We start from the raw sequence: 25156 nt of genomic DNA on the forward strand, positions 1-25156 counted from the left end.
GCAAACGTTAAGATGGCAAGCTTGACAAGTATTTCCGACACATTTACAATGAAGTTGTAACATTTGTTTTTTTAACATGATTGTTAAACCATTTAAACTTGACAAGGGCGATGAACATACTCATTCCCTGTGAAGGTTCTGTATGTTGAGAAAACTAGACAATGTACATGCCGACACTTATTTAAGCAACAACCAAGTTCATAGCAAGAGGAGGTGAAAGTATGACCCCAATTATGATGGTTCTCATCTCCATTTTGCTGATTCTACTCGGTTTAGTTGTTGGCTACTTTGTTCGTAAAACCATTGCCGAAGCGAAAATTGCGGGCGCACGCGGTGCAGCCGAGCAAATTCTTGAAGATGCAAAGCGTGATGCTGAAGCACTGAAAAAAGAAGCTCTGCTTGAAGCAAAGGATGAAATCCACAAACTTCGAATAGATGCTGAACAGGAAGTTCGTGAAAGACGAAATGAGCTTCAAAAACAAGAAAACCGTTTACTCCAAAAGGAGGAAAACCTTGATCGCAAACATGAGGGAATTGATAAACGGGAAGCGATGTTGGAGAAGAAAGATCATTCTCTGAATGAACGACAACAACATATTGAAGAGATGGAAAGCAAAGTGGATGAGATGATTCGTATGCAGCAGTCAGAGTTGGAACGAATTTCGAGTCTGACTCGTGATGAAGCAAAGCAAATCATTCTTGAGCGGGTTGAAAACGAGCTTTCACATGACATCGCCATCATGACAAAAGAAACTGAAAACCGTGCGAAAGAAGAGGCGGATAAGAAAGCGAAAAACATTCTTTCACTCGCCTTACAGCGCTGCGCAGCGGACCACGTTGCCGAAACAACGGTATCAGTTGTCAATCTTCCAAATGATGAGATGAAAGGACGTATCATCGGACGGGAAGGGCGTAACATTCGTACGCTTGAAACGCTGACAGGAATTGACCTGATTATTGATGATACACCTGAAGCTGTCATTCTTTCCGGATTTGATCCGATCAGACGTGAGACAGCCAGAATTGCTCTTGATAAACTCGTTCAGGATGGCCGAATTCATCCGGCACGGATTGAAGAAATGGTTGAAAAATCTCGTCGCGAGGTCGATGACTATATTCGTGAGATGGGTGAACAGACAACATTTGAGGTTGGTGTTCACGGCCTCCACCCGGATCTCATCAAGATTCTCGGCCGCTTAAAGTTCCGTACAAGCTACGGTCAAAATGTGCTTAAGCATTCCATGGAAGTCGCATTCTTGGCCGGTCTAATGGCATCGGAGCTTGGTGAAGACGCAAAGCTTGCCAAACGTGCGGGTCTTCTTCACGACATCGGGAAAGCAATTGACCATGAAGTAGAAGGAAGCCACGTTGAAATCGGGGTAGAGCTTGCGACCAAATATAAAGAGCACCCAGTCGTGATTAACAGTATTGCATCACACCACGGGGATGAGGAGCCAACTTCCATTATCGCTGTGCTGGTTGCTGCAGCAGATGCGCTTTCCGCTGCAAGGCCTGGCGCGAGAAGTGAGACGCTTGAGAATTATATTCGAAGACTTGAAAAACTCGAAGAAATTTCTGAGTCCTACGAAGGTGTTGAAAAATCATTTGCCATTCAGGCTGGACGCGAAGTGCGCATTATGGTGAAGCCGGATTCAATTAATGATCTTGAAGCTCATCGACTGGCGCGAGATATCCGCAAGCGAATTGAGGACGAGCTCGATTATCCAGGTCATATTAAGGTGACTGTAATCAGAGAAACTCGTGCCGTAGAGTATGCAAAATAAAGTGATGCGCTAAGCATCACTTTATTTTTTTGACGGCTAAGGAATTTTCAAGAAGAAAGGATTTACAAAATGAGAATTTTATTTATCGGAGATGTTGTCGGTTCACCGGGCCGTGACATGGTCAAAGAATATGTACCAAAGTTAAAAACAAAATATAAGCCTCACTTTACCATTATTAATGGTGAAAACGCCGCACACGGAAAAGGCCTGACGGAAAAAATTTATCACAGCTTAATCCAGTCCGGTGCAGATGCAATCACAATGGGGAACCACACATGGGACAAAAAAGAAATTTTTGATTTTATAGATGACGTTCCGAATTTGGTTCGCCCGGCAAACTTTCCTGAAGGAACACCGGGGAAAGGGATCACATATGTGAAAGCAAACGGCAAAGAACTTGCGGTTATTAATTTGCAGGGACGTACGTTTTTACCGCCTCTTGATGACCCGTTTTTAAAAGCGGATGAATTGATTGCTGAAGCTGCGAAAAGAACACCGTACATTTTTATCGACTTTCATGCCGAAGCGACAAGTGAAAAGCTCGCGCTTGGCTGGTACACGGATGGACGGGCATCAGCTGTTGTAGGAACTCATACACACGTGCAGACAGCGGATAACCGCATTTTGCCGAAGGGAACGGCATATATTACTGATGTAGGAATGACTGGCCCATATGACGGTATACTGGGAATGGACAGAGAGACGATTATTAAACGATTCAAAACGAACCTTCCAGTCCGGTTTACTGTCGCTGAAGGGAAAACAACGCTCAGCGGAGTTGTCATTGACATAGATGATCAAACGAAAAAAGCCGTGAAAATCGAGCGTGTTTTAATCAATGATGATCACATGTTCTTTGAATAATTGAACATAGGTTATTTTATAAAAATATTAAAAAGAAAAGCAGGAATATAGCAACTCCTTAGTGAATATAGTAAAAATGGAAGGTAGCCCGCTATTTTTGAAAAGCATTGTGGGGATGGCTTTTTGGATAGCAACATCTAATAATGATTGTTCTAATGAACACTCACTTATCCATTGTAAAACTAAGGGGGAGCAGAAATGGAAATCTTAAAAGTTTCAGCAAAATCGAGTCCAAATTCAGTGGCAGGTGCGCTTGCAGGCGTGTTGAGAGAGCGAGGAGCCGCCGAGATTCAAGCGATCGGAGCTGGTGCATTAAACCAGGCTGTAAAAGCTGTGGCGATTGCCAGGGGATTTGTGGCGCCTAGCGGCGTAGATTTGATTTGTATTCCGGCTTTTACAGATATTCAAATCGATGGGGAAGAAAGAACAGCGATTAAATTAATCGTGGAACCTCGCTAAAAACAAATAAAGTATTCTCAACCTGTTTGCGTAATGCAAACAGGTTGTTTTTCATTTATTGTGATATTTTCTCCCGATAGTATTTTTGGCATATAATGGGCGGATATGCAAAATCAGAAATGAGCTAAAACGTTTCAAAAAAAAAATTCCGCCCATTTTTCAAGACAGATACTTTTGTCCTTCTGGAAAAGACAGTGCTGTTTACGCTTATTCCATATCATGGTACAATCCGAATGTAACAAGAATTTTTCAAGGAGGATTGTACATGCAGAGTGGAAAGATGAAAGCTCTAATGAAAAAGGACGGGGCGTTCGGTGCTGTGCTGACTGAAGTTCCTATTCCTGAGATTGATAAACATGAAGTCCTCATAAAAGTGAAAGCTGCTTCCATATGCGGCACGGATGTGCACATTTATAATTGGGATCAATGGGCACGTCAGAGAATCAAAACACCCTATGTTTTCGGTCATGAGTTCAGCGGAATTGTTGAAGCTGTGGGAGAGAATGTCAGCGGTGTAAAAGTAGGAGAGTATGTGTCGGCGGAAACACACATTGTCTGCGGTGAATGTGTCCCTTGTGTAACAGGAAAATCTCATGTTTGTACCAATACTGCGATTATCGGAGTGGACACGGCAGGCTGTTTTGCGGAATATGTAAAAGTTCCCGCTGATAACATCTGGAGAAATCCTGCTGATATGGACCCGTCGATTGCTTCTATTCAAGAGCCTTTAGGAAATGCAGTTCATACCGTACTCGAGAGCCAGCCGGCAGGAGGAACGACAGCAGTGATTGGATGCGGGCCGATTGGTCTTATGGCTGTTGCGGTTGCAAAAGCAGCAGGAGCTTCTCAGGTGATAGCAATCGATAAGAATGAATACAGGCTGAGGCTTGCCAAACAAATGGGAGCGACTTGTACTGTTTCTATTGAAAAAGAAGACCCGCTCAAAATTGTAAGCGCTTTAACGAATAGGGAAGGCGCAGATCTTGTTTGTGAGATGTCCGGCCATCCCTCAGCGATTGCCCAAGGTCTTGCGATGGCTGCGAATGGCGGGAGGTTTCATATTCTGAGCTTGCCGGAACATCCGGTGACAATTGATTTAACGAATAAAGTGGTATTTAAAGGACTTACGATCCAAGGAATCACAGGAAGAAAAATGTTTTCAACCTGGCGCCAGGTGTCTCAACTGATCAGTTCAAACGTGCTCGATCTATCACCTGTTATTACCCATCAGTTTCCGTTAGAGGAGTTTGAAAAAGGGTTCGAACTGATGAGAAGCGGCCAGTGCGGAAAAGTAATTTTAATTCCATAAAAGGGGGATAAACATGACGAAGGAATTTGAGTTTTTAAAAGCAGAGCTTGATAGAATGAAAGAAAACCATACATGGCAAGACATAAAACAGCTTGAATCTATGCAGGGCCCATCTGTCACAGTGAATCATCAAAAAGTCATTCAGCTTTCTTCTAATAATTACCTCGGATTTACCTCACATCCTAGACTCACAAACGCCGCACAGGAGGCCGTACAGCAGTATGGAGCCGGCACCGGATCAGTGAGAACGATTGCCGGCACATTTACCATGCATCAAGAACTTGAGAAAAAGCTGGCAGCCTTTAAAAAAACGGAGGCAGCACTTGTATTCCAATCAGGCTTCACAACGAACCAAGGCGTACTTTCAAGTATTCTTACAAAAGAGGATATTGTCATCTCAGATGAGCTGAACCATGCCTCTATTATTGACGGAATTCGACTGACAAAGGCGGATAAGAAGGTGTATCAGCACGTCGATATGAGTGATTTAGAGCGGGTGCTGAGAAAGTCAATGAATTATCGGATGCGCCTGATTGTGACAGACGGCGTGTTTTCCATGGATGGCAACATAGCTCCTTTGCCTGATATTGTAGAGCTTGCTGAGAAATATGACGCATTTGTGATGGTGGATGACGCCCATGCATCCGGAGTGCTTGGCGAAAACGGCAGGGGAACGGTAAATCACTTCGGTCTTGATGGCAGAGTTCATATTCAGGTCGGAACACTAAGCAAGGCAATCGGAGTGCTTGGCGGCTATGCTGCAGGTTCAAAGGTGCTGATCGATTATTTGCGCCATAAAGGCCGTCCGTTTTTATTCAGTACATCCCATCCGCCTGCTGTCACTGCCGCTTGTATGGAAGCGATCGATGTCTTGCTGGAAGAGCCGGAGCATATGGAGCGCTTGTGGGAGAATACCGCTTATTTTAAAGCAATGCTTGTAAAAATGGGCCTGACTCTCACGAAGAGTGAAACGCCGATTCTTCCTATTTTAATAGGTGATGAAGGTGTGGCAAAGCAATTTTCTGATCAGCTCCTTTCTCGAGGCGTTTTTGCCCAAAGCATCGTTTTCCCGACTGTAGCAAAGGGTAAAGCCAGAATTCGCACGATTATAACAGCTGAGCATACCAAAGATGAACTGGATCAGGCGCTTGATGTCATCGAAAAGACGGCAAAGGAGCTCCAGCTATTGTAGGAGGAAGAGTTTGCTCTTCCTCTTTTGATTCCTTATTGATTATTATTCTCAATGAGTGTACAATGATAGGTTGCCAGTTGTGCAGAGCTTCAATAACCTTTATACTGAAGGGTGGAAGTTTGGTTTGAAAGGAGAAAATATGATATGAATGAAAAACAAAAATTAGAGAGCGGACAAGTAAATCCATCGGACAAAAAATCCGAGAAGGATTACAGCAAGTACTTTGAAGCTGTTTACATTCCGCCTTCCTTAAAAGACGCGAAAAAACGAGGCAAGGAAGCCGTTACTTATCATAATGACTTTAAAATTTCTGAACAATTTAAAGGCTTGGGAGACGGAAGAAAGTTTTATATCCGTACGTACGGCTGCCAAATGAATGAACACGATACAGAGGTTATGGCAGGGATCTTTATGGCGCTCGGTTACGAAGCGACAAACTCTGTTGATGATGCCAATGTCATTTTGTTAAACACATGCGCAATCCGTGAAAATGCCGAAAACAAGGTGTTTGGCGAGCTCGGGCACTTAAAAGCACTGAAAAAAAACAATCCCGATCTGATTCTAGGCGTGTGCGGCTGTATGTCTCAAGAGGAATCAGTCGTGAACCGGATTTTGAAAAAACATCCGTTTGTCGATATGATTTTCGGAACCCATAACATTCATCGCCTGCCGGAGCTTTTGTCAGAAGCATACCTTTCAAAAGAAATGGTCATAGAAGTTTGGTCCAAGGAAGGGGACGTTATTGAAAACCTTCCGAAAGTCCGGAACGGAAAAATTAAGGGCTGGGTCAATATTATGTACGGCTGTGACAAATTCTGTACGTATTGCATTGTGCCTTACACACGCGGAAAAGAAAGAAGCCGCCGCCCTGAGGAAATCATTCAGGAAGTGAGAAGGCTTGCGAGTGAAGGCTATAAGGAAATTACACTGTTAGGCCAAAACGTAAACGCGTATGGAAAAGACTTTGAAGATATGACGTACGGACTTGGTGATTTGATGGATGAACTGAGAAAAATCGATATCCCGAGAATCCGCTTTACAACAAGTCATCCGCGCGACTTTGACGATCGCCTCATTGAAGTGCTGGCGAAAGGCGGAAATCTGCTTGATCACATTCATCTTCCGGTTCAATCAGGAAGCTCAGAAGTTCTGAAGCTGATGGCCCGCAAATATGACAGAGAGCGTTACATGGAGCTGGTTCGAAAAATTAAAGAAGCAATGCCGAACGCTTCTTTGACAACGGACATTATCGTCGGATTTCCGAACGAAACGGACGAGCAGTTTGAAGAAACGCTTTCTCTATATCGTGAGGTGGAGTTTGACAGCGCCTATACGTTCATTTACTCTCCGCGTGAGGGCACTCCGGCTGCTAAGATGAAAGATAATGTACCGATGCGTGTGAAAAAAGAGCGCCTGCAGCGTCTAAACGCACTGGTTAATGAAATTTCTGCTAAAAAAATGAAGGAATACGAAGGCAAGGTTGTCGAAGTATTAGTTGAGGGTGAAAGCAAAAATAACCCTGATATTCTTGCCGGCTATACTGAAAAAAGCAAGCTTGTCAATTTCAAAGGGCCGAAGGAAGCCATCGGCAAAATTGTCCGCGTGAAAATCCATCAAGCGAAAACATGGTCGCTTGATGGAGAAATGGTAGGAGAAGCAATCGAGGTGAAATAAGATGACGCTCTACTCAAAAAAAGACATTGTGCAGCAGGCACGGAACCTTGCAAAAATGATCTCTGAAACAGAAGAGGTTGATTTTTTCAAACGAGCTGAAGCGCAAATCAATGAGAATGACAAAGTGTCTGCAATCGTTAATCAGATTAAAGCCTTGCAAAAGCAGGCTGTCAATCTGAAGCATTATGAAAAGCATGAAGCGCTCAAACAAGTAGAAGCAAAAATTGACGCGTTGCAAGAAGAGCTTGAAGGGATTCCTGTTATCCAGGAATTCAGAGACTCGCAGATGGAGGTAAATGACCTACTGCAGCTCGTTGCACACACCATTTCCAACCAAGTCACAAATGAAATCATCACGTCAACCGGAGGCGACCTGCTGAAAGGGGAAACCGGTTCTAAGGTGAAGCATTCAAATAACAGCTGTTCTCTCTAAACACGGTGCCTTTACAGGCCCGTGTTTTTTTATCATTTATTTGGTTATAAATGAACTAAATTATCTATGTACTAAATGTTCAATTGGTTTTTCTGTGCTCAGCCGCGAGTAAACTTTATCGCACTTATAAGTAAAGTTTCTAGGCACACCTGCATACAATGGAACAGAAACTTTGTATTTTTATATTTTATTTATAAAAATGCACACTAGACAAATGCCCAGCATAAGATAACACGAAGAAGAACAAGGAGGCATGCCGGAATGTCTGAATACAGGGAAATTATTACGAAGGCAGTAGTAGCGAAAGGCCGAAAATTCACCCAATGCACCAACACCATCTCCCCTGAGAAAAAACCTAGCAGCATTTTGGGTGGTTGGATTATTAACCACAAGTATGATGCGGAAAAAATTGGAAAAACGGTAGAAATTGAAGGGTATTATGATATAAACGTATGGTACTCTTACGCGGACAATACAAAGACAGAGGTTGTCACAGAACGGGTAAAATACGTAGATGTCATTAAACTCAGATACAGAGACAATAATTACTTAGATGATGAGCATGAAGTAATTGCCAAAGTGCTTCAGCAGCCAAACTGCCTTGAAGTGACTATTTCGCCGAATGGAAATAAAATCGTTGTGCAGGCAGAAAGAGAATTTTTGGCGGAAGTGGTAGGAGAAACAAAGGTAGTTGTTGAGGTCAATCCTGACTGGGAAGAGGAAGACGAGGAAGATTGGGAAGATGAGCTTGATGAAGAGCTTGAAGACATCAACCCGGAATTTTTAGTGGGAGATCCTGAAGAATAAAAAAGGGACTAGGGGAGACAGTACCCCCAAGTCTCTTTTTTATATTGATATATCATTCTTTTATCACTTTTTGTTTATGTTATAATGAAGGTTGGAAAATAGATACGTTGATACATAGTGAGGGATTAAACAATGGCCGGATATACGCCTATGATACAGCAATATTTAAAAATTAAGGCAGAGCACCAGGATGCCTTTTTATTTTTTCGACTAGGTGATTTTTACGAAATGTTTTTTGAGGACGCTAAAAAAGCGTCACAAGAGCTGGAAATTACGTTAACGAGCAGAGACGGCGGTGGGGCAGAAAAAATACCGATGTGCGGTGTGCCGTATCATTCTGCTTCCGCGTATATTGAACAGCTTATTAAAAAAGGATACAAAGTGGCGATCTGTGAACAGACGGAAGATCCGAAGGCCGCAAAGGGTGTTGTAAAAAGAGAAGTGGTTCAGCTTATTACGCCCGGAACTGTAATGGACGGCAAAGGCATCCATGAATCGGAAAATAACTTTATCGCATCTGTTTCAGCCTGCTCGAATGGATACGGGCTTGCGCTTTCCGATTTAACAACGGGAGAAAATTTGGCTGTTTTGATTGAACGGCTTGAAGACGTCATATCAGAAATTTATTCCGTCGGCGCACGTGAAATCGTGGTTTCAGGAAGCCTGGATGCCGATACAGTCGCACAGCTGAAAGAGCGGTGCGGTGCAACGATTTCAATTGAAGACGGAGAAATAGACGAACACGTCACGATCATTGAGCACTTAAATAATGAAGATGTAACAAAAACGTTTATGCGCTTATATGCGTATCTGAAAAGAACCCAAAAGCGCAGCCTTGATCATCTTCAGCCTGTGCAGGTGTATGAGCTTGAGGAAGCGATGAAAATTGACTTGTACTCTAAGCGTAATCTGGAGCTGACTGAAACGATCCGTTCGAAAAATAAAAAAGGCTCCCTTTTGTGGCTGCTGGATGAAACAAAAACGGCAATGGGAGGCCGGCTTCTTAAACAGTGGATTGACCGGCCGCTTATCAGAGTCAATCAAATCGAAGAGCGCCAAGAAATGGTGGAAACATTGATGTCCCATTTCTTTGAACGGGAAGATCTACGTGAACGGTTAAAAGAAGTATATGATTTAGAACGTCTTGCCGGCCGCGTGGCATTCGGAAATGTCAATGCCCGGGATTTGATTCAGCTGAAGGAATCGTTAAAGCAAGTGCCTGGCATCAAACAGCTGGTTGCTTCACTTGCTCATGACAAGGCCAAGGAACGTGCAGAGCGTATTGACCCTTGCGGAGATGTACTTGAACTGCTGGAAGAAGCGCTGTACGAAAACCCTCCTTTATCGTTAAAAGAAGGAAACCTGATAAAAGACGGTTACAATCAAAAGCTTGATGAATACCGTGATGCAAGCAGAAACGGAAAAGACTGGATTGCCCGCCTGGAACAGCAGGAGCGGGAATACACAGGCGTTCGCTCTTTAAAGGTCGGCTTTAATAAAGTTTTCGGTTATTACATTGAGGTGACAAAAGCAAATTTGCATTTGCTTGAGGAAGGGCGTTATGAGCGGAAGCAGACGTTAACGAATGCAGAGCGCTACATTACACCAGAATTAAAAGAAAAAGAAGCGCTTATTTTAGAAGCGGAAAATAACATCTGTGAGCTGGAGTACGAGCTGTTTACCGAGCTGCGCGAGAAAGTGAAGCAGTATATTCCGCGGCTTCAGCAGCTTGCAAAACAGATGAGCGAGCTGGATGCGCTGCAATGCTTTGCGACAATTAGTGAAAATCGTCACTACACGAAACCGGAGTTCTCTAAAGATGAAGTCGAAGTGATTGAAGGCAGACACCCGGTTGTTGAAAAAGTCATGGACAGCCAGGAATATGTCCCGAACAACTGTATGATGGGCGATAACAGACAAATGCTTCTCATTACAGGTCCAAACATGTCAGGGAAAAGCACGTATATGAGACAAATCGCGCTCATTTCCATTATGGCGCAAATCGGCTGCTTTGTACCCGCGAAAAAAGCGGTACTTCCGATTTTTGATCAAATTTTTACGCGAATCGGCGCTGCAGATGATTTGATTTCCGGACAAAGTACATTTATGGTAGAAATGCTTGAAGCGAAAAATGCGATTGTCAATGCGACGAAAAACAGCCTCATTCTGTTTGATGAAATTGGGCGGGGCACGTCCACTTATGATGGCATGGCGCTGGCACAGGCGATTATTGAGTATGTTCACGATCATATCGGCGCCAAGACGCTGTTCAGCACACACTATCACGAGCTGACCGTTCTGGAGGACAAGCTGCCTCAGCTGAAAAACGTTCATGTTCGCGCTGAAGAATATAACGGAACTGTTGTCTTTCTTCATCAAATTAAAGAAGGTGCCGCTGATAAAAGCTATGGTATCCATGTAGCTCAGCTTGCTGAGCTGCCTGAAGATCTGATTGCGCGGGCTCAAGATATTTTAAAAGAGCTGGAGCAGTCAGGAAACAAACCAGAGGTGACCGTGCATAAATCCCAGGAGGAGAAACCCCAGGTGAAAGAAGAACCGGCACAGCTGTCTTTTTTTGACGCAGCGGAAAAGCCGGCTGATACACCAAAGCTTTCAAAAAAAGAAAAGCAGGTGCTCGATGCCTTCAAATCACTTAATATACTTGATATGACACCGCTTGAAGCGATGAATGAAATGTACAAGCTGCAAAAGAAATTACATTAAAACGGGGTGATGAATGTGGCAAAAGTCATCCAGCTGTCAGATGAGCTTTCAAATAAAATAGCGGCGGGCGAGGTTGTGGAACGGCCCGCCTCAGTCGTCAAGGAATTGGTGGAAAATGCGATCGACGCTGACAGCACAGTCATTGAAATCGATATTGAGGAAGCAGGACTTGCATCCATTCGGGTTTTGGATAACGGCGAAGGAATGGAGAATGAAGATTGCAAGCGTGCTTTCCGCCGCCACGCAACAAGTAAAATAAAAGATGAAAATGATTTATTCAGGGTAAGAACGCTTGGTTTTAGAGGAGAAGCCTTGCCGAGTATCGCGTCAGTCTCTCATCTGGAGATTACGACAAGCACTGGTGAAGGAGCTGGGACGAAGCTCGTCCTTCAAGGAGGAAACATCATTTCCGAATCGCGGTCCTCAAGCAGGAAGGGAACTGAAATTGTCGTTTCCAACTTGTTTTTTAACACACCGGCCCGTTTGAAGTATATGAAAACCGTTCATACAGAGCTTGGAAACATTACAGACGTGGTTAACCGTATTGCTCTGGCGCATCCAGAGGTATCGATCCGCCTGCGCCATCATGGGAAAAACCTGCTTCAAACGAATGGAAACGGAGATGTACGCCATGTCCTGGCAGCGATTTACGGCACTGCTGTCGCCAAAAAAATGCTTCCGCTGCATGTAAGCTCTTTGGATTTTGAAGTGAAGGGATATATCGCTCTCCCAGAGATTACACGGGCGTCGAGAAACTATATGTCGTCTGTGGTCAATGGCCGTTACATTAAAAATTTCCCGCTCGTCAAAGCGGTTCATGAAGGATATCATACGCTTTTGCCGATCGGACGCCATCCCATTACCTTTATAGAAATTACGATGGACCCGATTTTAGTCGATGTCAACGTGCATCCATCGAAGCTTGAGGTCCGGCTCAGCAAGGAAACAGAGCTTCATGACTTAATACGTGACGGGATTAAAGATGTATTTAAACAGCAGCAGCTGATTCCGAGTGCCCAGCTCCCGAAAAAATCAGCGCCTGCCATCAAAAATGAGCAGCAGATTATAACCTTTGATGAAAAACCTGCGGAAAAAAAAGTTCCGGAAAAATCGACTGCGCCATCTTATTCACCAATGAAGCTCAGCTCAGTCGTGAAAGAGCCGGTTGATGCGGAGGAAGAATTGCCTCCTCTCCATTTTGATGCTCCACCTATCGATGATGAGGAACAAACCCTTGAGGTGTCCAGTGTTTCAGAAGAACAGTCTGAAACATATGAGCAGGAATACCATGAGGAACAGCCGCAGCCAACGTCTGAGCGGGTTCCGATTATGTACCCGATCGGCCAGATGCACGGGACTTATATATTGGCACAAAATGAAAATGGCTTGTATATTATCGACCAGCACGCCGCCCAAGAACGTATTAAATACGAGTACTTCCGTGAAAAGGTGGGGGAGGTTGAACCTGAGGTCCAGGATATGATTGTACCGCTGACGTTCCACTACTCCACAAACGAGGCTTTGATTATCGACCAGCACAAACAAGAGCTCGAAAGTGTTGGTGTCTTTTTAGAGTCATTCGGCTCTAACAGTTACATCGTCCGCTGCCACCCGGCCTGGTTTCCAAAGGGAGAAGAAGCAGAGCTCATAGAAGAAATCATTCAGCAGGTGCTCGACTCCAAAAATATTGATATTAAAAAACTCCGTGAGGAAGCCGCGATTATGATGAGCTGCAAAGGCTCCATCAAAGCAAATCGCCACCTCAGAAATGACGAAATCAAAGCGCTTCTGGACGACCTCCGAAGCACATCAGACCCATTTACATGCCCGCACGGCCGCCCGATCATTATACACCATTCCACTTATGAGATGGAAAAGATGTTCAAACGCGTGATGTAGCGGGGGGTTGGTGAAGGGGAAAAGACCTTTTGCCCGTATTTTGTCCATACATTTTTCAAGCATTGAGATATTCTTCGGAATTGATCAATGCTTTTTTTATTGTGTTTTTTCAGTGATATGAATTTAAACATTTGAAGTCATCTTGACTGTAGAAAATAAAGACTTACGTCAGCATAGGGAAGTCATTACATGGATTATGACGGAAGAGGAGCGTTTGGAGTATATAAAAAACATCCAATCATCCCAACAGAAGAACCACAGACTAAGCTGCAAGTTTTCGACAATGAACGATTGGATGTGATAACAGTCATCTAATAGACGTCACCCGTATGGAAAAATAGAAACTCAACACTTTTATTATACCTTTCGAGTGCGTTTACAGTGAACTGTCTAAAACATATAGAAAATCTGGAACAGGTACTTAATCAAATTGAAAATGACAAAAATTACGTCATTGTGATTGACGGAAACAATAAATCATTCAAGTTAACGGAAATGCCGGAGCACGGGAAAACAATCGTACAAACGTCAAAAGGCAATCTCTCCAGAATTGATTTTGAGATCGGCTATAAAATGTGACGCAGAGGGGCCGGTCCTCTATGCGATAAGGGAGGAACAGACATGGATAAATTACAGGAAATTAAAGCGCGTATTTCAAAACTAAAAGGCTATGAAAATGCTAAGCTGACAGATCAATATTGGATGGCCAAAGAGCATATTGACTTTCTGATTGATCGGACTGAACTGTCTGTTAAGCAACAGGAAATCATTGAGGAAAACAAGCGTCAACAGGAAATACTGTACATTAATTTCGGCAGGCTCAAAAGAACATTCAGCAACTAAGCGGGGATAGAAACATATAAACAAGCATTAGAGAAGATCATTACCAATCGCAATTTTGCGATAACAGTTGACCAAAATGAATCGGAGGGTGATTCGAAATGAACAAGACTATTCAATTTTTGAAAGAGCTTCAAAATGAACTGAAAACACAGGATCGTGAAGTTTTCAAACTCCACTACAATTTTGGTCTGTAGGGGATTAACATGGATTTGAAATTCAGAGGATGTTGCGGAACGCTTTTTTGTTTACATCCCTGAAGATGGTGAATCATATGAACTGGAAAGTTATATAAAGGACATTAAGGAGAATAAAAAATTGTCCTCAGAAGCGATGGAAGATATAAAGTGTAAGTTTCCTCATTAAATTGGATACATGAATATGTAGACAGTGACGCTAATCTGATACCAGAAACAGAGGTTCATCACATCTATCAAAATATAATGTTTCTGACTAAAGCGGAGGCAAAACAGCACATAAAACAAAATCATTACCACTATACGAAAAAGGTTCATACCTACGCTATGACAGCTTGGAGAGTACCAAAAGTTGAACGGTTGCTCAAAATTCTTTAAACGTTTGGTTGGGATTCGTTCGGGAAAGAAGGTGCTGCAAAATGATTCCTTCACAAGTTGAACTTCAGCGGGCAGTCAAAGCCACAAAAGATGAAGCGATGACAGTTGAGCAGGCGGCGGAATATTTGAAAGTGCATCCAGATTACATACCGGTGTTCGTGGCAAAGTCAGAAGATCTGAAAATGATCGGTGATGAAACAATCATTGTAAAGCGTGATAAGACAAACGGTTGGCTCCTTGGGGCGATGATTTTGGTTTTATTCTTTGCAATCGCAGTTGGCTGGGAATAGGGGGATGACAGCATGATCGAATACAGCTGCCCTGAATGTGGTCACAACGAATTAGATATAAAAATCCGCCCAGATGCACGCTGCCCGAAATGTGGCTACAGCATGGGCGTTGAGGAAGAAATAACGTGAAAAGGGAGCAAAGCTCCCCATTGTAAATGTTAATATTTACGACCTTCATAGTAGGCTGTCCAGGTTCCATTGTTGTTTTTTGTAATTTTCTTCAGGTACCAAGTGATTCCATCTGCATCAGTGTATGAGTTGATAAAGATACCGGTATCATTAGTTTCTGTTTTGGTGTAAATATTAGCTTTGAAATCACTTGAAGCAACACTGGTCTGTTCAGAATGTGTACCATCTGGATTAGCAGCAAAAGCAGGAGCAGCAGAAACTAATAGAGCAAGGGACAATGCAGAACCAGTTAACACTTTTTTCAATTTCATTTTAAACACTCCTTTGAATTTTTGTGTTACACCATAAGGATTCAACGAAAGTAATTATTTCCCTTGTAAATAAATGTTAATTATTTGTGAACTTGCTTTATGATCGAATACAGCTACCCTGAATGTGTGGTTACAACAAATTAGATATAAAAATCCGCCCAAGATGTACGCTGCCCGAAATGCGGCTGTAGCATGGGCGTTGAGGAGGAATTTGTGTGATGGATTACAGGCAAGTTCATAAGCTGAAAATCTTGCCGGAATACTTCAAGTAATATCCCTTGTGGCTCTAGCGCCAGCCCACTTTTTGGTTGTGCGAATAAAGTCATACTTTTTGCGATTTTGTACCCAATAAGATCGTATTCATTATCAATTATATATTTATAATCGAGAATAGAAAACAAATAACCTAGTAGAAAATAAAGCCCAAAAATATGATTGTCATTAATTTACTAATATGTTAATATTTTTATTGTGCAAAGCAACAATATGGGGGGAATAAAATGGTGAAAAAGATTCTTACTTTGTTTAGCGTACTTATTTGCTTGGCGATCAGTCCGTTTGCAACGGCGAATGCATCATCATTGAACTCTGAAAAACCGACTGCGAATTCTGTAACCCCGGCTGCTTCGTGTTATGACTCTTACGATTTTGACTTTGAATTTTCCGCCAGACTCACGGGAGTAACCAGAGCCCTTTGTGCAGGAACCTTGAATGTTTCAGGAGAAATTTATGCTACTGGATATGAATTGGAAGACGAAACGACAGTATTAGTTGAGATTAAAAAAGATGTATTGGGCACTGACCCAGTGATCGACAGTTTTACAATAGATGTTGCAGATGGTGAAACCACCTATTTTGATGAGGATTTAGTAGATATACCTGCAGGAAATTATTATATGGTCATGAAAAAACAATCAGGTTCATATTGGTATTTTGAAGGATCTGGAACAATTTCAACTTATTAAATACAAAAATATGCCTACACCTCTTCTGGTGTGGGCATATTTTTGTAGAAAAGTGTTTACATCGTAAACAGTCTAGCATGTTAAAGTTGGCGGCACTGATCGAGTAAGAACGCAGAAATTAACGGATGTACTTAACCAATGTTTTATCGCAAGATACAAAATAGAAGATCAAAAAATATGGAATGGAGTTATTTAAACATTAATAAAAAAGATTAAAGCCCTCTTTAAGATGGGCTTTTTTATTCTCTGTAAACTGCTTCCGGTAAATCTCATGATAGACTATTGGCGGTTAACGGCTTTAGTGCGGTGGCAGTTTAGAGTTTGTTTCGGCAATCACATGGCAAAACGCCATAAAAACTTCTTATGGCGTCTGCCGTACAGGGAGGTGAGTCAAAAAGACTTTGGATACTCTTAGATTAGTAAAGGAATGAAGCACCAACAATGATCAACAAGATGAACAACACTACGATCAATACGAAGCTGCTTCCGCCTGAATATCCGCCGCCAGAGTATCCACCAGAATATCCACCGTAGAATCCCATGATGTCACCTCCTTTAGTCGAGATAGAATAAGGTATGCGAAACAATAACTTTCGACATAGTTTTAAGTCTAAAAAAGAAGAAATGAATATTTTGTCTAAAGGTGGACCAGTGGATTTCAGCAGACTATTAACAGTTGTACCTCACCTTCATCTTCATCCGCAGCAGTTGCGATTGAACCAACCTTATTAAAATACATCTCTACATCAACCCCTGATGAAGTTTTGCGATATCAATGCTTTTTATGTATCCATTGGAGTGTGAAACGGTTGTAAACGTGTGATCCATCATACTTCGCGGATATATCCATCTACATAACAAAATTTACATTTACAGGTAATTTAAAATAATGTATATTTTGGGTGAGGGGGTGGAAACACATGGCATGTGGTCCGAAGATCATTATCTTTTTGGATGAACTTGATGACCCGAATGTAAGAATCATTCTAGAATGCAGAATTTAAAATACATCATTGTGTTTGCTCCCTGTTCGTGTGAGCAGGGAGTTTTTTTCGTTTATATAACTGGTGATGTCCAAATATAAGGTGTTATGAATTCTCCATATCTGCCATCGGCATTTTTAAGCGGCTTCTCTATTTGGCTGGTTATCAAAAGCAAGTTCAATGAAAGCCATCAAAGCTGATATCACAACAAGCAAGACATCTGGAATATAAATAGACTGCATAAAGTAATCTGCAAAACAGATCGTTATAAGATTGCTGATAAAATACAGTATAAAAGCAAAAAGTGCAGTCTTTTTCAAAGAAAGTGATTTTTCCAAAATGATAGAGATTATCTTTGTGAGTGGGTCTATGATTACGCCTACAGCAAAGCAGGCTAAAATAAATAAAGCTAATGTTTGATTGGAAGCGTATGTGATGCCAAGTATGGAGAATAATCCTTTCATCCCGAAGAAAAAGCCGCCGAAGATGACTGCAAGTGCAATAGCCACGATAAAAATGACAGATATAATTCCGATTAATTTTGATTTCAGGTTAAAATCCTTAGAGTGCTCGTTCTGTTCTTTTTGGCACAAGGATGACACTCCCTTCACCTGCTTACTCATACAAACCGTATATCTATAAGTCTGTTTCTGACGAAAGTAGTATAACATATTTTAACAAAACCAAAAAAGGCCCTTTCCGCTGGGGAAGGGTCTTTTTCATCATGTTAATTTCTGAGATTCGCCGAAGATTTCTCTTTTTTTGGCCAAATAAAATAGCTGGCTGTAATGAGAAAGTCAATGCCTATAATGACAGTCCACAGTTTAAGAATGCCGCTCAATGCCTCGGTTCGGGCAGAGTCATTGATAAAATAAATCATCCCTGCCAATAGTCCCGCACCAATTAAGTAGGCCAGCACATGTCTTAGCCAGCCTTTCGCACCGTGCTTGGCATGGTCCATTCCAAAACGTTTCAGAGGTTTTGCGCCATTTTTTGTCACATAATATTGAAATTTTTCATCTGCCCATTGAATCATTTGTTTTCCATAAGCGATCGATATACCGATGTAAACAGCTGCAATTCCATGTGCTGCGGTCGCTGAGGCTCCGCGGTAAAGGTCCACACCAGTTGCCGCTAATAAGATCAAATCGATAACTGGAGTTAAGGCAAGGAATAGCAGTCCTAATGTATGTCGTTTGAATAGGTAGCGTACAGCAAGCCCCAAAACAATGACAACCCAAAACGCAATTTCACAGAAAACAATCATCCATGCGATACCGTTCAATCCATTCCCCTCTTTTCAATACAGTTGTATTATTTAAATAATATGTTACCACCTTTGTTTTTGTAACACAACTGTATTATAAAAATTGCTCTCTCATTTTTTTCTTGTTACAATAAAGCTATGCCAAAACAAATTGACCATGAGAAAAGAAGAAAACAAATTGCAGAAGCGACGTGGCGCGTTATTTTAGAACGGGGGATGGAGGGAGCATCAGCCAGGAACATTGCAAAGGAAGCAGGATTGTCATTAGGTGCGCTGCGCCATTATTTCACTACACAGGATGAACTGCTTGCGTTTGCAATGAAACTTGTTCAAGAAAAGGTGAGGGCCCGAATTAAGGACATTGCCATGAAGGATTTGCTCCCTAAGGAAAAAGTGTTGCACATTTTGCTTGAAATTGTCCCAACGAATGAAGAAACGATAAGAGAGATGGAGGTTTGGTTTGCTTTTACTGCTTACGCCAGACATAAAAAGGATATGTTTGATGCGAATCACGACGGGATTTTCAGCGGCATGCGGAATCTGATTGCCTATTTAGATGAATCCGGTTTACTAAAGCAGAATGCTGATAAAAACATTGAGGCTGAGAGGCTTTACGCGCTTGTTGACGGCTTGGCTTTACATGCGATGCTCGACCCTGTGCGAGTGAATAAAGACAGAATCAAGCGGGTCATTATGCAGCATGTAGAGTCCATTTGCGTGGAAGATACACGCGAGACACAAAAACGAAATCTCTAAGGAACTAGTGCGAAAAGCGATTCTTGTTGGACATGCTTCCAAAAGAATCGCTTTTTCTATATGCAAAGAACAAGGGTCTCTGAAAAAAATGGAAAACAATCATACTGTTTGATAAAGTGGAATGAAAGATGGAGGGTGAACATCGGTCCATCATTTAAGAACTTTACATGATAGGGATGGTATAAATGAATCTTACTTATAAGGTGCATCCAATTAAAACAAGGTATCAGGGCTGGACGAATTATTGCTATATCATTGAAGATATTGTAAGCAGATCTGCAATTGTTGTTGATCCCTCATGGGAATTGAGTAAAATAACAACTGCACTTTCTGAACTAAAAGCTGAATTAAAGGCAGTCGCATTGACACATTCTCATTATGATCATGTAAACCTAGTAGACCCGCTGACGAAGATGTTTAACGCTCAAGTTTATATGTCGAAAAAAGAAATTGATTATTATCAATTCCGATGCAGAAATTTAATTAGCCTAGAGGATCATCAGACGATCAGCATAGGGAACACAAGTGCACAATGCCTTCTCACACCGGGGCATACAGCCGGCGGAATGTGTTATTTGTTTTCTGAAAGTATTTTTACCGGAGATACGGTGTTTACGGAAGGGTGCGGCATATGTGAGGATGATGGCAGTTCTGCGGGAGAGATGTTTGATAGCATTCAAAGAATAAAATCGGAGGTTTCACCCCATGTACGGGTGTATCCTGGTCACTCTTTTGGCAAATCGCCCGGCCATTCAATAAAGGATCTTTATCAGCATAATATTTACTTTCAAATTGATAAGAAGGAATACTTTGTGAAATTTCGCACCCGTAAAAATCAAAAAGGCATTTTTGATTTTAAATAATCCTTTTGAATCTATTATCCTATTTTTCTTCGAATATCTAAATGCTTTTTATTTTTCAAAATGATTACATAGGAGGGTGTTATTTATTTTGAAAACTTATTAGGAAGAAAATGAAGCGCATTATCTTGATATGTCGCCCTATACGTGATGCAGGTCCTTTTTCTTATATTCTGTTATATCTACTGATCCTTTATTCCTCAATTGAAAGAAGCAGAAAAACAATTGGGTTAACTGTAGGAAAAATTAACTTGACGGATAATATTTACAGAGGTTACCATCAACTTGAACATGCTACTATTTATCCGGTCATCACTATTTTTTATAAAAACATACAAAAGTGAAACACATCTACTATCGGAAGGGTGGCTTTGAGAGAATGATCACATATGTTTTTCCGGGGCAGGGTTCGCAGAAACAAGGAATGGGCAGCGGCTTATTCGATGAATTTAAAGAACTGACGGATCAGGCAGATGAGATCTTAGGCTATTCAATCAAACGTCTTTGCCTGGAAAATCCTTATTCCAATTTAAATAAAACGCAATTTACTCAGCCGGCGTTATATGTGGTAAACGCACTAAGCTATTTGAAAAAAATCAAGGAAAAAGAAGTTAAGCCTGACTTTGTCGCCGGGCACAGCTTGGGTGAATACAATGCGTTATTTGCAGCTGGCGCCTTTGATTTTGAGACAGGTTTACAGCTTGTCAGAAAAAGAGGCGAGCTGATGAGTCTGGTAAGCAACGGCGGTATGGCAGCTGTTATGGGACTAAATGAAGAGCAGGTTGCAAAGGCTCTGAAAGAACATCATTTATATGATGTTGATATTGCTAATGTGAACGCCCCATATCAAATTGTAATTTCAGGGAAAAAAGATGAGATTGAAAAAGCCGCATCTCTTTTTGATACGTTGACTGAAGTTACAATGGTACTCCCCTTAAACGTAAGCGGCGCGTTTCATTCCAGGTACATGAATAAAGCAAAAGAAGAATTCGAGGAGTTCCTTCATGCCTTTCATTTTTCGCCCCCGTCTATCCCGGTTATTTCAAATGTGTATGCCAAACCGTATACATCCGAATTCATGAAGCAGACGCTGGCCGATCAAATTAATCATTCAGTGAAATGGACTGAGAGCATAAGCTACTTAATGAATAAAGGCCATATGGAGTTTGAGGAGATAGGTCCAGGAAATGTTTTAACCGGGTTAATACATCGCATAAAGAAAGAAGCGGAACCAATGCCCCGTTAAAAACGTTTGTTCCTATGGCCTTGTACCTCATTAATTAGAGCTAAAGACAGAATTCCTTTCCTTTAAGGTAGAAAGTTTTAAAGAGTCAATCGTTCGTTTGACACTGTTTCTAATTGAATAACTTTATATACTGTTACATAAAGAGGCTGAAAAAAGTTAGACATTTGAACTATGTCAGCCAGATTTCCAAACCATCGCTCTCACATCTAGATGGTCCCTTTTTAACTGCACCCACCAATCATAGAGTCAATGTTCTTTGCTGATCCTGTCATTAGGGTACATCAATTTTGAGATATCAACATACATCTACGATCACTTCATAAATGAACCGCATCCAGAGCACTAATAGCATTCCTTCCAAAGTTGAATCTCCTTTACTTTTTTCATATAAGACTTTTTTATTTATTTTCTTTCAATCGCTGCTATGTGTCTTTACAGCATATATAGAGCTGAAAAATCAAAATAGCCGTCATAAATAAAAAAAAGAAGGTTATACACATGAATGAACCGCTTGTTTTTATGTTTTCCGGGCAAGGTTCCCAATACTATCACATGGGGAAAGAACTATTTAAGGAAAATGCCGTGTTTCGCCAATCGATGCTTGAAATGGATGCCATTGTAGCACGGCGAATCGGCACATCTATTGTTGAAGAAATCTACCATCCAGATAAACGGGTGTCAGATCCGTTTGATCGTATTCTTTTTTCCCATCCAGCTATTTTTATGGTTGAGTATTCCTTATATAAAGTTTTGGAAGACAGGGGAATTTATCCTGATTACGTATTGGGATCGAGCCTGGGAGAATTCGCATCAGCGGCAGTTTCTGGTTTGTCAGACGCAGAGGATATACTGGATTGCATAATTGAACAGGCTATTGTCATCCAAAATTCCTGCGATAAAGGTAAAATGCTGGCCATTCTTGACAAACCGCAATTGCTGAAAGATTATCCGCAACTGTTTAGAAATAGTGAACTTATTTCTATCAATTATGATTCGCACTTCGTCATTTCTGGTGAAGAAAATCATATAAAGCAGATTATGGAGGCTTTAAAAGAGAAACAGATTCTTTGCCAGCTGCTTCCTGTATCCTATGCTTTTCATTCTTCGCTTATCGATCCGGCAGAGAGTGCCTATGAAGAATTTTTAAGATCAAAATCTTTTAAAAAACCGTTCATACCGATTGTATCGAGCTTAACGGGAAGCTGCCTTCACGTAATCGACAATCATTTCTTTTGGAATGCGGTCAGAAAACCAATGATGTTTCGTGAAGCGATTCGATATTTGGAAAGCAAGCATACATGCAAGTTTATCGATTTAGGGCCATCCGGCACCTTAGCTGCATTTGTGAAACAGCTGATTCCGGGTGATTCAGCTGACCGCTGCTGCTCAATCATAACACCATTTCATCAGGAGCTGAAAAATCTGAATACGGTTGAGGGTTTCCGTACACCAGAAAGGAAGTTTACAAGATGATTACATATGTCTTTCCAGGGCAAGGCTCCCAGCAAAAGGGAATGGGACAAGGGTTATTTGAACAATATCAGCATTTGACTGATCAAGCAGATCAAATATTGGGCTATTCAATAGAGAAGCTATGTACAGAGAAATCCTATTTGGATGTAAACCATACTGAATACACGCAGCCTGCTTTATATGTTGTAAATGCACTCAGTTATTTGAAGCGAGTGGAGGAAACCGGAAGAAAACCTGATTTTGCGGCAGGACACAGCTTAGGAGAATACAATGCGTTGTTGGCTGCCGGTGCATTTGATTTTGAAACCGGATTAAGACTTGTCAAAAAAAGAGGAGAATTGATGGGACGCATTACAGGAGGCGGAATGGCTGCTGTGATCGGCCTGAATAAGGAACAAGTTACAGCCGTTTTAGAAGAGCACCGCCTTCATGACATTGATGTGGCAAATGAAAATACGCCTCGGCAAATTGTAATTTCCGGCCCGAAAAAAGAGATTGAAAAAGCTCGGGCTGTTTTTGAAAACACGAAGGATGTAAAGCTGGTTCATCCATTAAATGTGAGCGGAGCTTTTCATTCCAGATATATGAATCAAGCAAAACAGGTCTTTAAGCAATATATTGACTCATTCCAGTTTGCACCTTTGGCGATCCCGGTTATCTCCAATGTCTATGCAGAGCCATACCATCAGGAACGGTTAAAAGATACATTATCTGAACAAATGGACAACACAGTGAAATGGACGGACAGCATTCGTTTTCTGATGGGAAGAGGAGAAATGGAGTTTGAAGAGATTGGGCCTGGTACTGTATTAACCGGTCTCATTCATCGGATTAAAAATGAAGCTCAACCATTGACATATATACCGAAAAAGAATCTCGCGATCAACGTGCATCTAAAGGAAAAAACCAATGTTCAAGCCGGCATTACGGCAGAATCTTTAGGAAGTGCTGAATTTAAACAGGATTATCATCTTACATACGCTTATCTTGCAGGAGGAATGTACCGCGGAATTGCTTCGAAAGAAATGGTAGTAAAGCTCTCAAGAGCGGGAATGATGGGGTTCTTTGGCACAGGCGGTCTGAGTCTGAATGAGGTTGAAGATGCGATCCGTGCTATACAAGGTGAATTAGGGAAAGGACAAGCCTACGGCATCAATCTGGTACACAATATGAAACATACTGAATCAGAGGAAAAAATGATCGATCTTTTATTGAGGAATCAAGTGAGCGTTGTGGAAGCTTCAGCATTTTTAAGTGTCACTCCTGCATTAGTAAGGTACCGCGCAAAAGGAGTGAAACGAAATGAAAATGGTGAGGTTATATGCTCAAATCGTCTCATAGCAAAAATATCACGTCCGGAAGTTGCAGAGTCATTTCTGAGCCCTGCGCCTGAGAATATGCTGCAAAAGCTTTTAGGAGAAAATAAAATCACCATGAATGAAGCAGAGTTGCTGCGGTGCATTCCGATGGCTGACGATATTTGTGTGGAAGCTGATTCAGGCGGACACACAGATGGCGGTGTGGCATACAGCCTGATGCCGGCGATGACATCTTTAAGAGATGACATGATGAAAAAATATCAATATCGGAAAAAAATAAGAGTTGGTGCAGCTGGAGGGATTGGAACACCTGAGGCAGCGATGGCGGCTTTTATGCTTGGGGCAGATTTTATTCTAACAGGTTCAATCAATCAATGTACGGTTGAGGCGGCAACAAGTGATAAAGTAAAGGATTTGCTTCAGCAGATGAATGTACAAGATACAGCCTATGCGCCTGCTGGCGATATGTTTGAATCGGGCAGTAAAGTGCAAGTGCTAAAAAAAGGCGTGTTCTTTCCCGCACGTGCAAACAAGTTATATGAACTGTACCAGCGGTATGGGTCTATACGTGAGCTGGATGCAAAGATGCTGGCCCAGCTTGAGGAGAAATACTTTAAACGCAGTTTAGAAGACATATATAAGGAAATTGCCTTACATTATCCCGCGGCAGATATTGAGAAAGCTGAACAAAATCCGAAGCATAAAATGGCTTTGATTTTCCGATGGTACTTCAGATACAGCTCAAAATTGGCAATCAGCGGAAGCGAACATTCGAAGGTCGATTATCAAATTCACTGCGGTCCCGCGCTGGGAGCCTTTAATCAATGGGTCAAAGGATCGCAATTAGAAAATTGGCGAAACCGTCATGTCGATGAAATCGCGAAAAAATTAATGACAGAAACGGCAGTATTGCTTCATGAACGGATGCAATCGATGTATCAGCCGTCGCATGAAACAGACAATATAAGGATAAAAGTTTGAATATTATGAAAATATA

At 41.7% G+C, this 25156-nt stretch carries 23 protein-coding genes and 2 pseudogenes; 21 read left to right on the forward strand and 4 right to left on the reverse strand.

Features of this window, described 5'->3' with window-relative positions:
* Window positions 1-221 precede the first annotated feature (221 nt).
* From rny to CDO84_RS08175, 14 genes and pseudogenes are all read left to right on the forward strand, one after another.
* The gene (gene rny / locus CDO84_RS08115) at window positions 222-1784 is read left to right on the forward strand and encodes a ribonuclease Y (RefSeq protein ID WP_003221010.1); all 1563 of its coding nucleotides are present in this window, start codon (window positions 222-224) and stop codon (window positions 1782-1784) included.
* A 69-nt stretch (window positions 1785-1853) separates the two neighbouring features.
* Window positions 1854-2648: a 2',3'-cyclic-nucleotide 2'-phosphodiesterase gene (gene ymdB, locus CDO84_RS08120; RefSeq protein WP_040083141.1), complete on the forward strand. Its 795-nt coding sequence runs from the start codon at window positions 1854-1856 to the stop codon at window positions 2646-2648.
* Window positions 2649-2846: 198 nt separating this feature from the next.
* Entirely contained in the window at window positions 2847-3107 is a 261-nt protein-coding gene (spoVS, locus tag CDO84_RS08125) for a stage V sporulation protein SpoVS (RefSeq protein ID WP_003154135.1), read from the forward strand.
* A gap of 265 nt (window positions 3108-3372) precedes the next feature.
* A complete protein-coding gene (gene tdh, locus CDO84_RS08130) occupies window positions 3373-4416 on the forward strand; it encodes an L-threonine 3-dehydrogenase (protein ID WP_040083140.1) in 1044 nt (347 codons plus the stop codon).
* A 13-nt stretch (window positions 4417-4429) separates the two neighbouring features.
* Complete coding sequence (locus tag CDO84_RS08135) at window positions 4430-5608, forward strand: glycine C-acetyltransferase (RefSeq protein WP_040083139.1); 1179 nt, start codon at window positions 4430-4432, stop codon at window positions 5606-5608.
* A gap of 144 nt (window positions 5609-5752) precedes the next feature.
* Window positions 5753-7282 carry a tRNA (N6-isopentenyl adenosine(37)-C2)-methylthiotransferase MiaB gene (gene miaB / locus CDO84_RS08140; RefSeq protein ID WP_040083138.1) on the forward strand — a complete coding sequence of 510 codons (1530 nt, stop codon included), beginning with the start codon at window positions 5753-5755 and terminating at the stop codon, window positions 7280-7282.
* A gap of 1 nt (window position 7283) precedes the next feature.
* Complete coding sequence (ricA, locus tag CDO84_RS08145) at window positions 7284-7715, forward strand: regulatory iron-sulfur-containing complex subunit RicA (protein WP_014664027.1); 432 nt, start codon at window positions 7284-7286, stop codon at window positions 7713-7715.
* Window positions 7716-7976: 261 nt separating this feature from the next.
* A complete protein-coding gene (gene cotE, locus CDO84_RS08150) occupies window positions 7977-8522 on the forward strand; it encodes an outer spore coat protein CotE (protein ID WP_003221022.1) in 546 nt (181 codons plus the stop codon).
* Window positions 8523-8654: 132 nt separating this feature from the next.
* Window positions 8655-11246 carry a DNA mismatch repair protein MutS gene (mutS, locus tag CDO84_RS08155; RefSeq protein WP_040083136.1) on the forward strand — a complete coding sequence of 864 codons (2592 nt, stop codon included), beginning with the start codon at window positions 8655-8657 and terminating at the stop codon, window positions 11244-11246.
* A 15-nt stretch (window positions 11247-11261) separates the two neighbouring features.
* Window positions 11262-13145: a DNA mismatch repair endonuclease MutL gene (gene mutL, locus CDO84_RS08160; RefSeq protein ID WP_040083135.1), complete on the forward strand. Its 1884-nt coding sequence runs from the start codon at window positions 11262-11264 to the stop codon at window positions 13143-13145.
* Window positions 13146-13334: 189 nt separating this feature from the next.
* Window positions 13335-13460: a hypothetical protein gene (locus CDO84_RS21820; RefSeq protein ID WP_269429571.1), complete on the forward strand. Its 126-nt coding sequence runs from the start codon at window positions 13335-13337 to the stop codon at window positions 13458-13460.
* A 66-nt stretch (window positions 13461-13526) separates the two neighbouring features.
* A complete protein-coding gene (locus CDO84_RS08165) occupies window positions 13527-13724 on the forward strand; it encodes an XtrA/YqaO family protein (RefSeq protein ID WP_052438160.1) in 198 nt (65 codons plus the stop codon).
* A gap of 42 nt (window positions 13725-13766) precedes the next feature.
* A pseudogene (locus CDO84_RS21555) lies at window positions 13767-14090 on the forward strand (VWA domain-containing protein).
* 511 nt (window positions 14091-14601) lie between these two features.
* Window positions 14602-14850 (forward strand): hypothetical protein, encoded by a 249-nt coding sequence (locus tag CDO84_RS08175; protein WP_040083134.1) that lies wholly within the window; start codon window positions 14602-14604, stop codon window positions 14848-14850.
* 158 nt (window positions 14851-15008) lie between these two features.
* Here the strand turns inward: CDO84_RS08175 and CDO84_RS08180 are convergent, their stop codons facing one another.
* Window positions 15009-15290, reverse strand: a complete 282-nt coding sequence (locus CDO84_RS08180) for an LCI fold-containing protein (protein ID WP_040083133.1) — start codon at window positions 15288-15290, stop codon at window positions 15009-15011.
* A 500-nt stretch (window positions 15291-15790) separates the two neighbouring features.
* On the opposite strand from CDO84_RS08180, the gene CDO84_RS08185 reads away from it, so the two are divergent.
* Window positions 15791-16255 (forward strand): hypothetical protein, encoded by a 465-nt coding sequence (locus CDO84_RS08185; protein WP_040083132.1) that lies wholly within the window; start codon window positions 15791-15793, stop codon window positions 16253-16255.
* A gap of 416 nt (window positions 16256-16671) precedes the next feature.
* Here CDO84_RS08185 and CDO84_RS08190 read toward each other — a convergent pair whose 3' ends face one another.
* The 3 genes from CDO84_RS08190 to CDO84_RS08200 form a co-directional block, all read right to left on the reverse strand.
* Window positions 16672-16797: a YjcZ family sporulation protein gene (locus CDO84_RS08190; protein WP_014664033.1), complete on the reverse strand. Its 126-nt coding sequence runs from the start codon at window positions 16795-16797 to the stop codon at window positions 16672-16674.
* A 578-nt stretch (window positions 16798-17375) separates the two neighbouring features.
* Complete coding sequence (locus tag CDO84_RS08195) at window positions 17376-17831, reverse strand: regulatory YrvL family protein (protein ID WP_014664034.1); 456 nt, start codon at window positions 17829-17831, stop codon at window positions 17376-17378.
* A 134-nt stretch (window positions 17832-17965) separates the two neighbouring features.
* A complete protein-coding gene (locus CDO84_RS08200) occupies window positions 17966-18523 on the reverse strand; it encodes a hypothetical protein (RefSeq protein ID WP_040083130.1) in 558 nt (185 codons plus the stop codon).
* Window positions 18524-18643: 120 nt separating this feature from the next.
* Here CDO84_RS08200 and CDO84_RS08205 point away from each other — a divergent pair, with 120 nt between their 5' ends.
* The 6 genes and pseudogenes from CDO84_RS08205 to fabD (CDO84_RS08230) all read left to right on the forward strand — a co-directional run bounded on the left by CDO84_RS08205 (window position 18644) and on the right by fabD (CDO84_RS08230) (window position 25140).
* The gene (locus tag CDO84_RS08205; protein ID WP_040083129.1) at window positions 18644-19261 is read left to right on the forward strand and encodes a TetR/AcrR family transcriptional regulator; all 618 of its coding nucleotides are present in this window, start codon (window positions 18644-18646) and stop codon (window positions 19259-19261) included.
* Window positions 19262-19446: 185 nt separating this feature from the next.
* Window positions 19447-20124, forward strand: coding sequence for an MBL fold metallo-hydrolase (locus CDO84_RS08210; RefSeq protein WP_040083127.1), 678 nt, complete (start codon window positions 19447-19449; stop codon window positions 20122-20124).
* Between the two features lie 110 nt (window positions 20125-20234).
* Window positions 20235-20504: pseudogene (locus tag CDO84_RS08215) on the forward strand (hypothetical protein).
* Window positions 20501-21367: an ACP S-malonyltransferase gene (gene fabD / locus CDO84_RS08220; RefSeq protein WP_040083126.1), complete on the forward strand. Its 867-nt coding sequence runs from the start codon at window positions 20501-20503 to the stop codon at window positions 21365-21367. Before CDO84_RS08215 ends, fabD (CDO84_RS08220) begins: the two are co-directional and overlap by 4 nt.
* Before the next feature lie 498 nt (window positions 21368-21865).
* A complete protein-coding gene (locus tag CDO84_RS08225) occupies window positions 21866-22840 on the forward strand; it encodes an acyltransferase domain-containing protein (protein ID WP_040083124.1) in 975 nt (324 codons plus the stop codon).
* Complete coding sequence (fabD, locus tag CDO84_RS08230; RefSeq protein ID WP_040083123.1) at window positions 22837-25140, forward strand: ACP S-malonyltransferase; 2304 nt, start codon at window positions 22837-22839, stop codon at window positions 25138-25140. The genes CDO84_RS08225 and fabD (CDO84_RS08230) overlap by 4 nt, the downstream gene beginning before the upstream one ends.
* Window positions 25141-25156 lie beyond the last annotated feature (16 nt).

It is taken from the genome of Bacillus sp. MD-5 (assembly GCF_002201875.1).
Classification (GTDB): domain Bacteria; phylum Bacillota; class Bacilli; order Bacillales; family Bacillaceae; genus Bacillus; species Bacillus stercoris.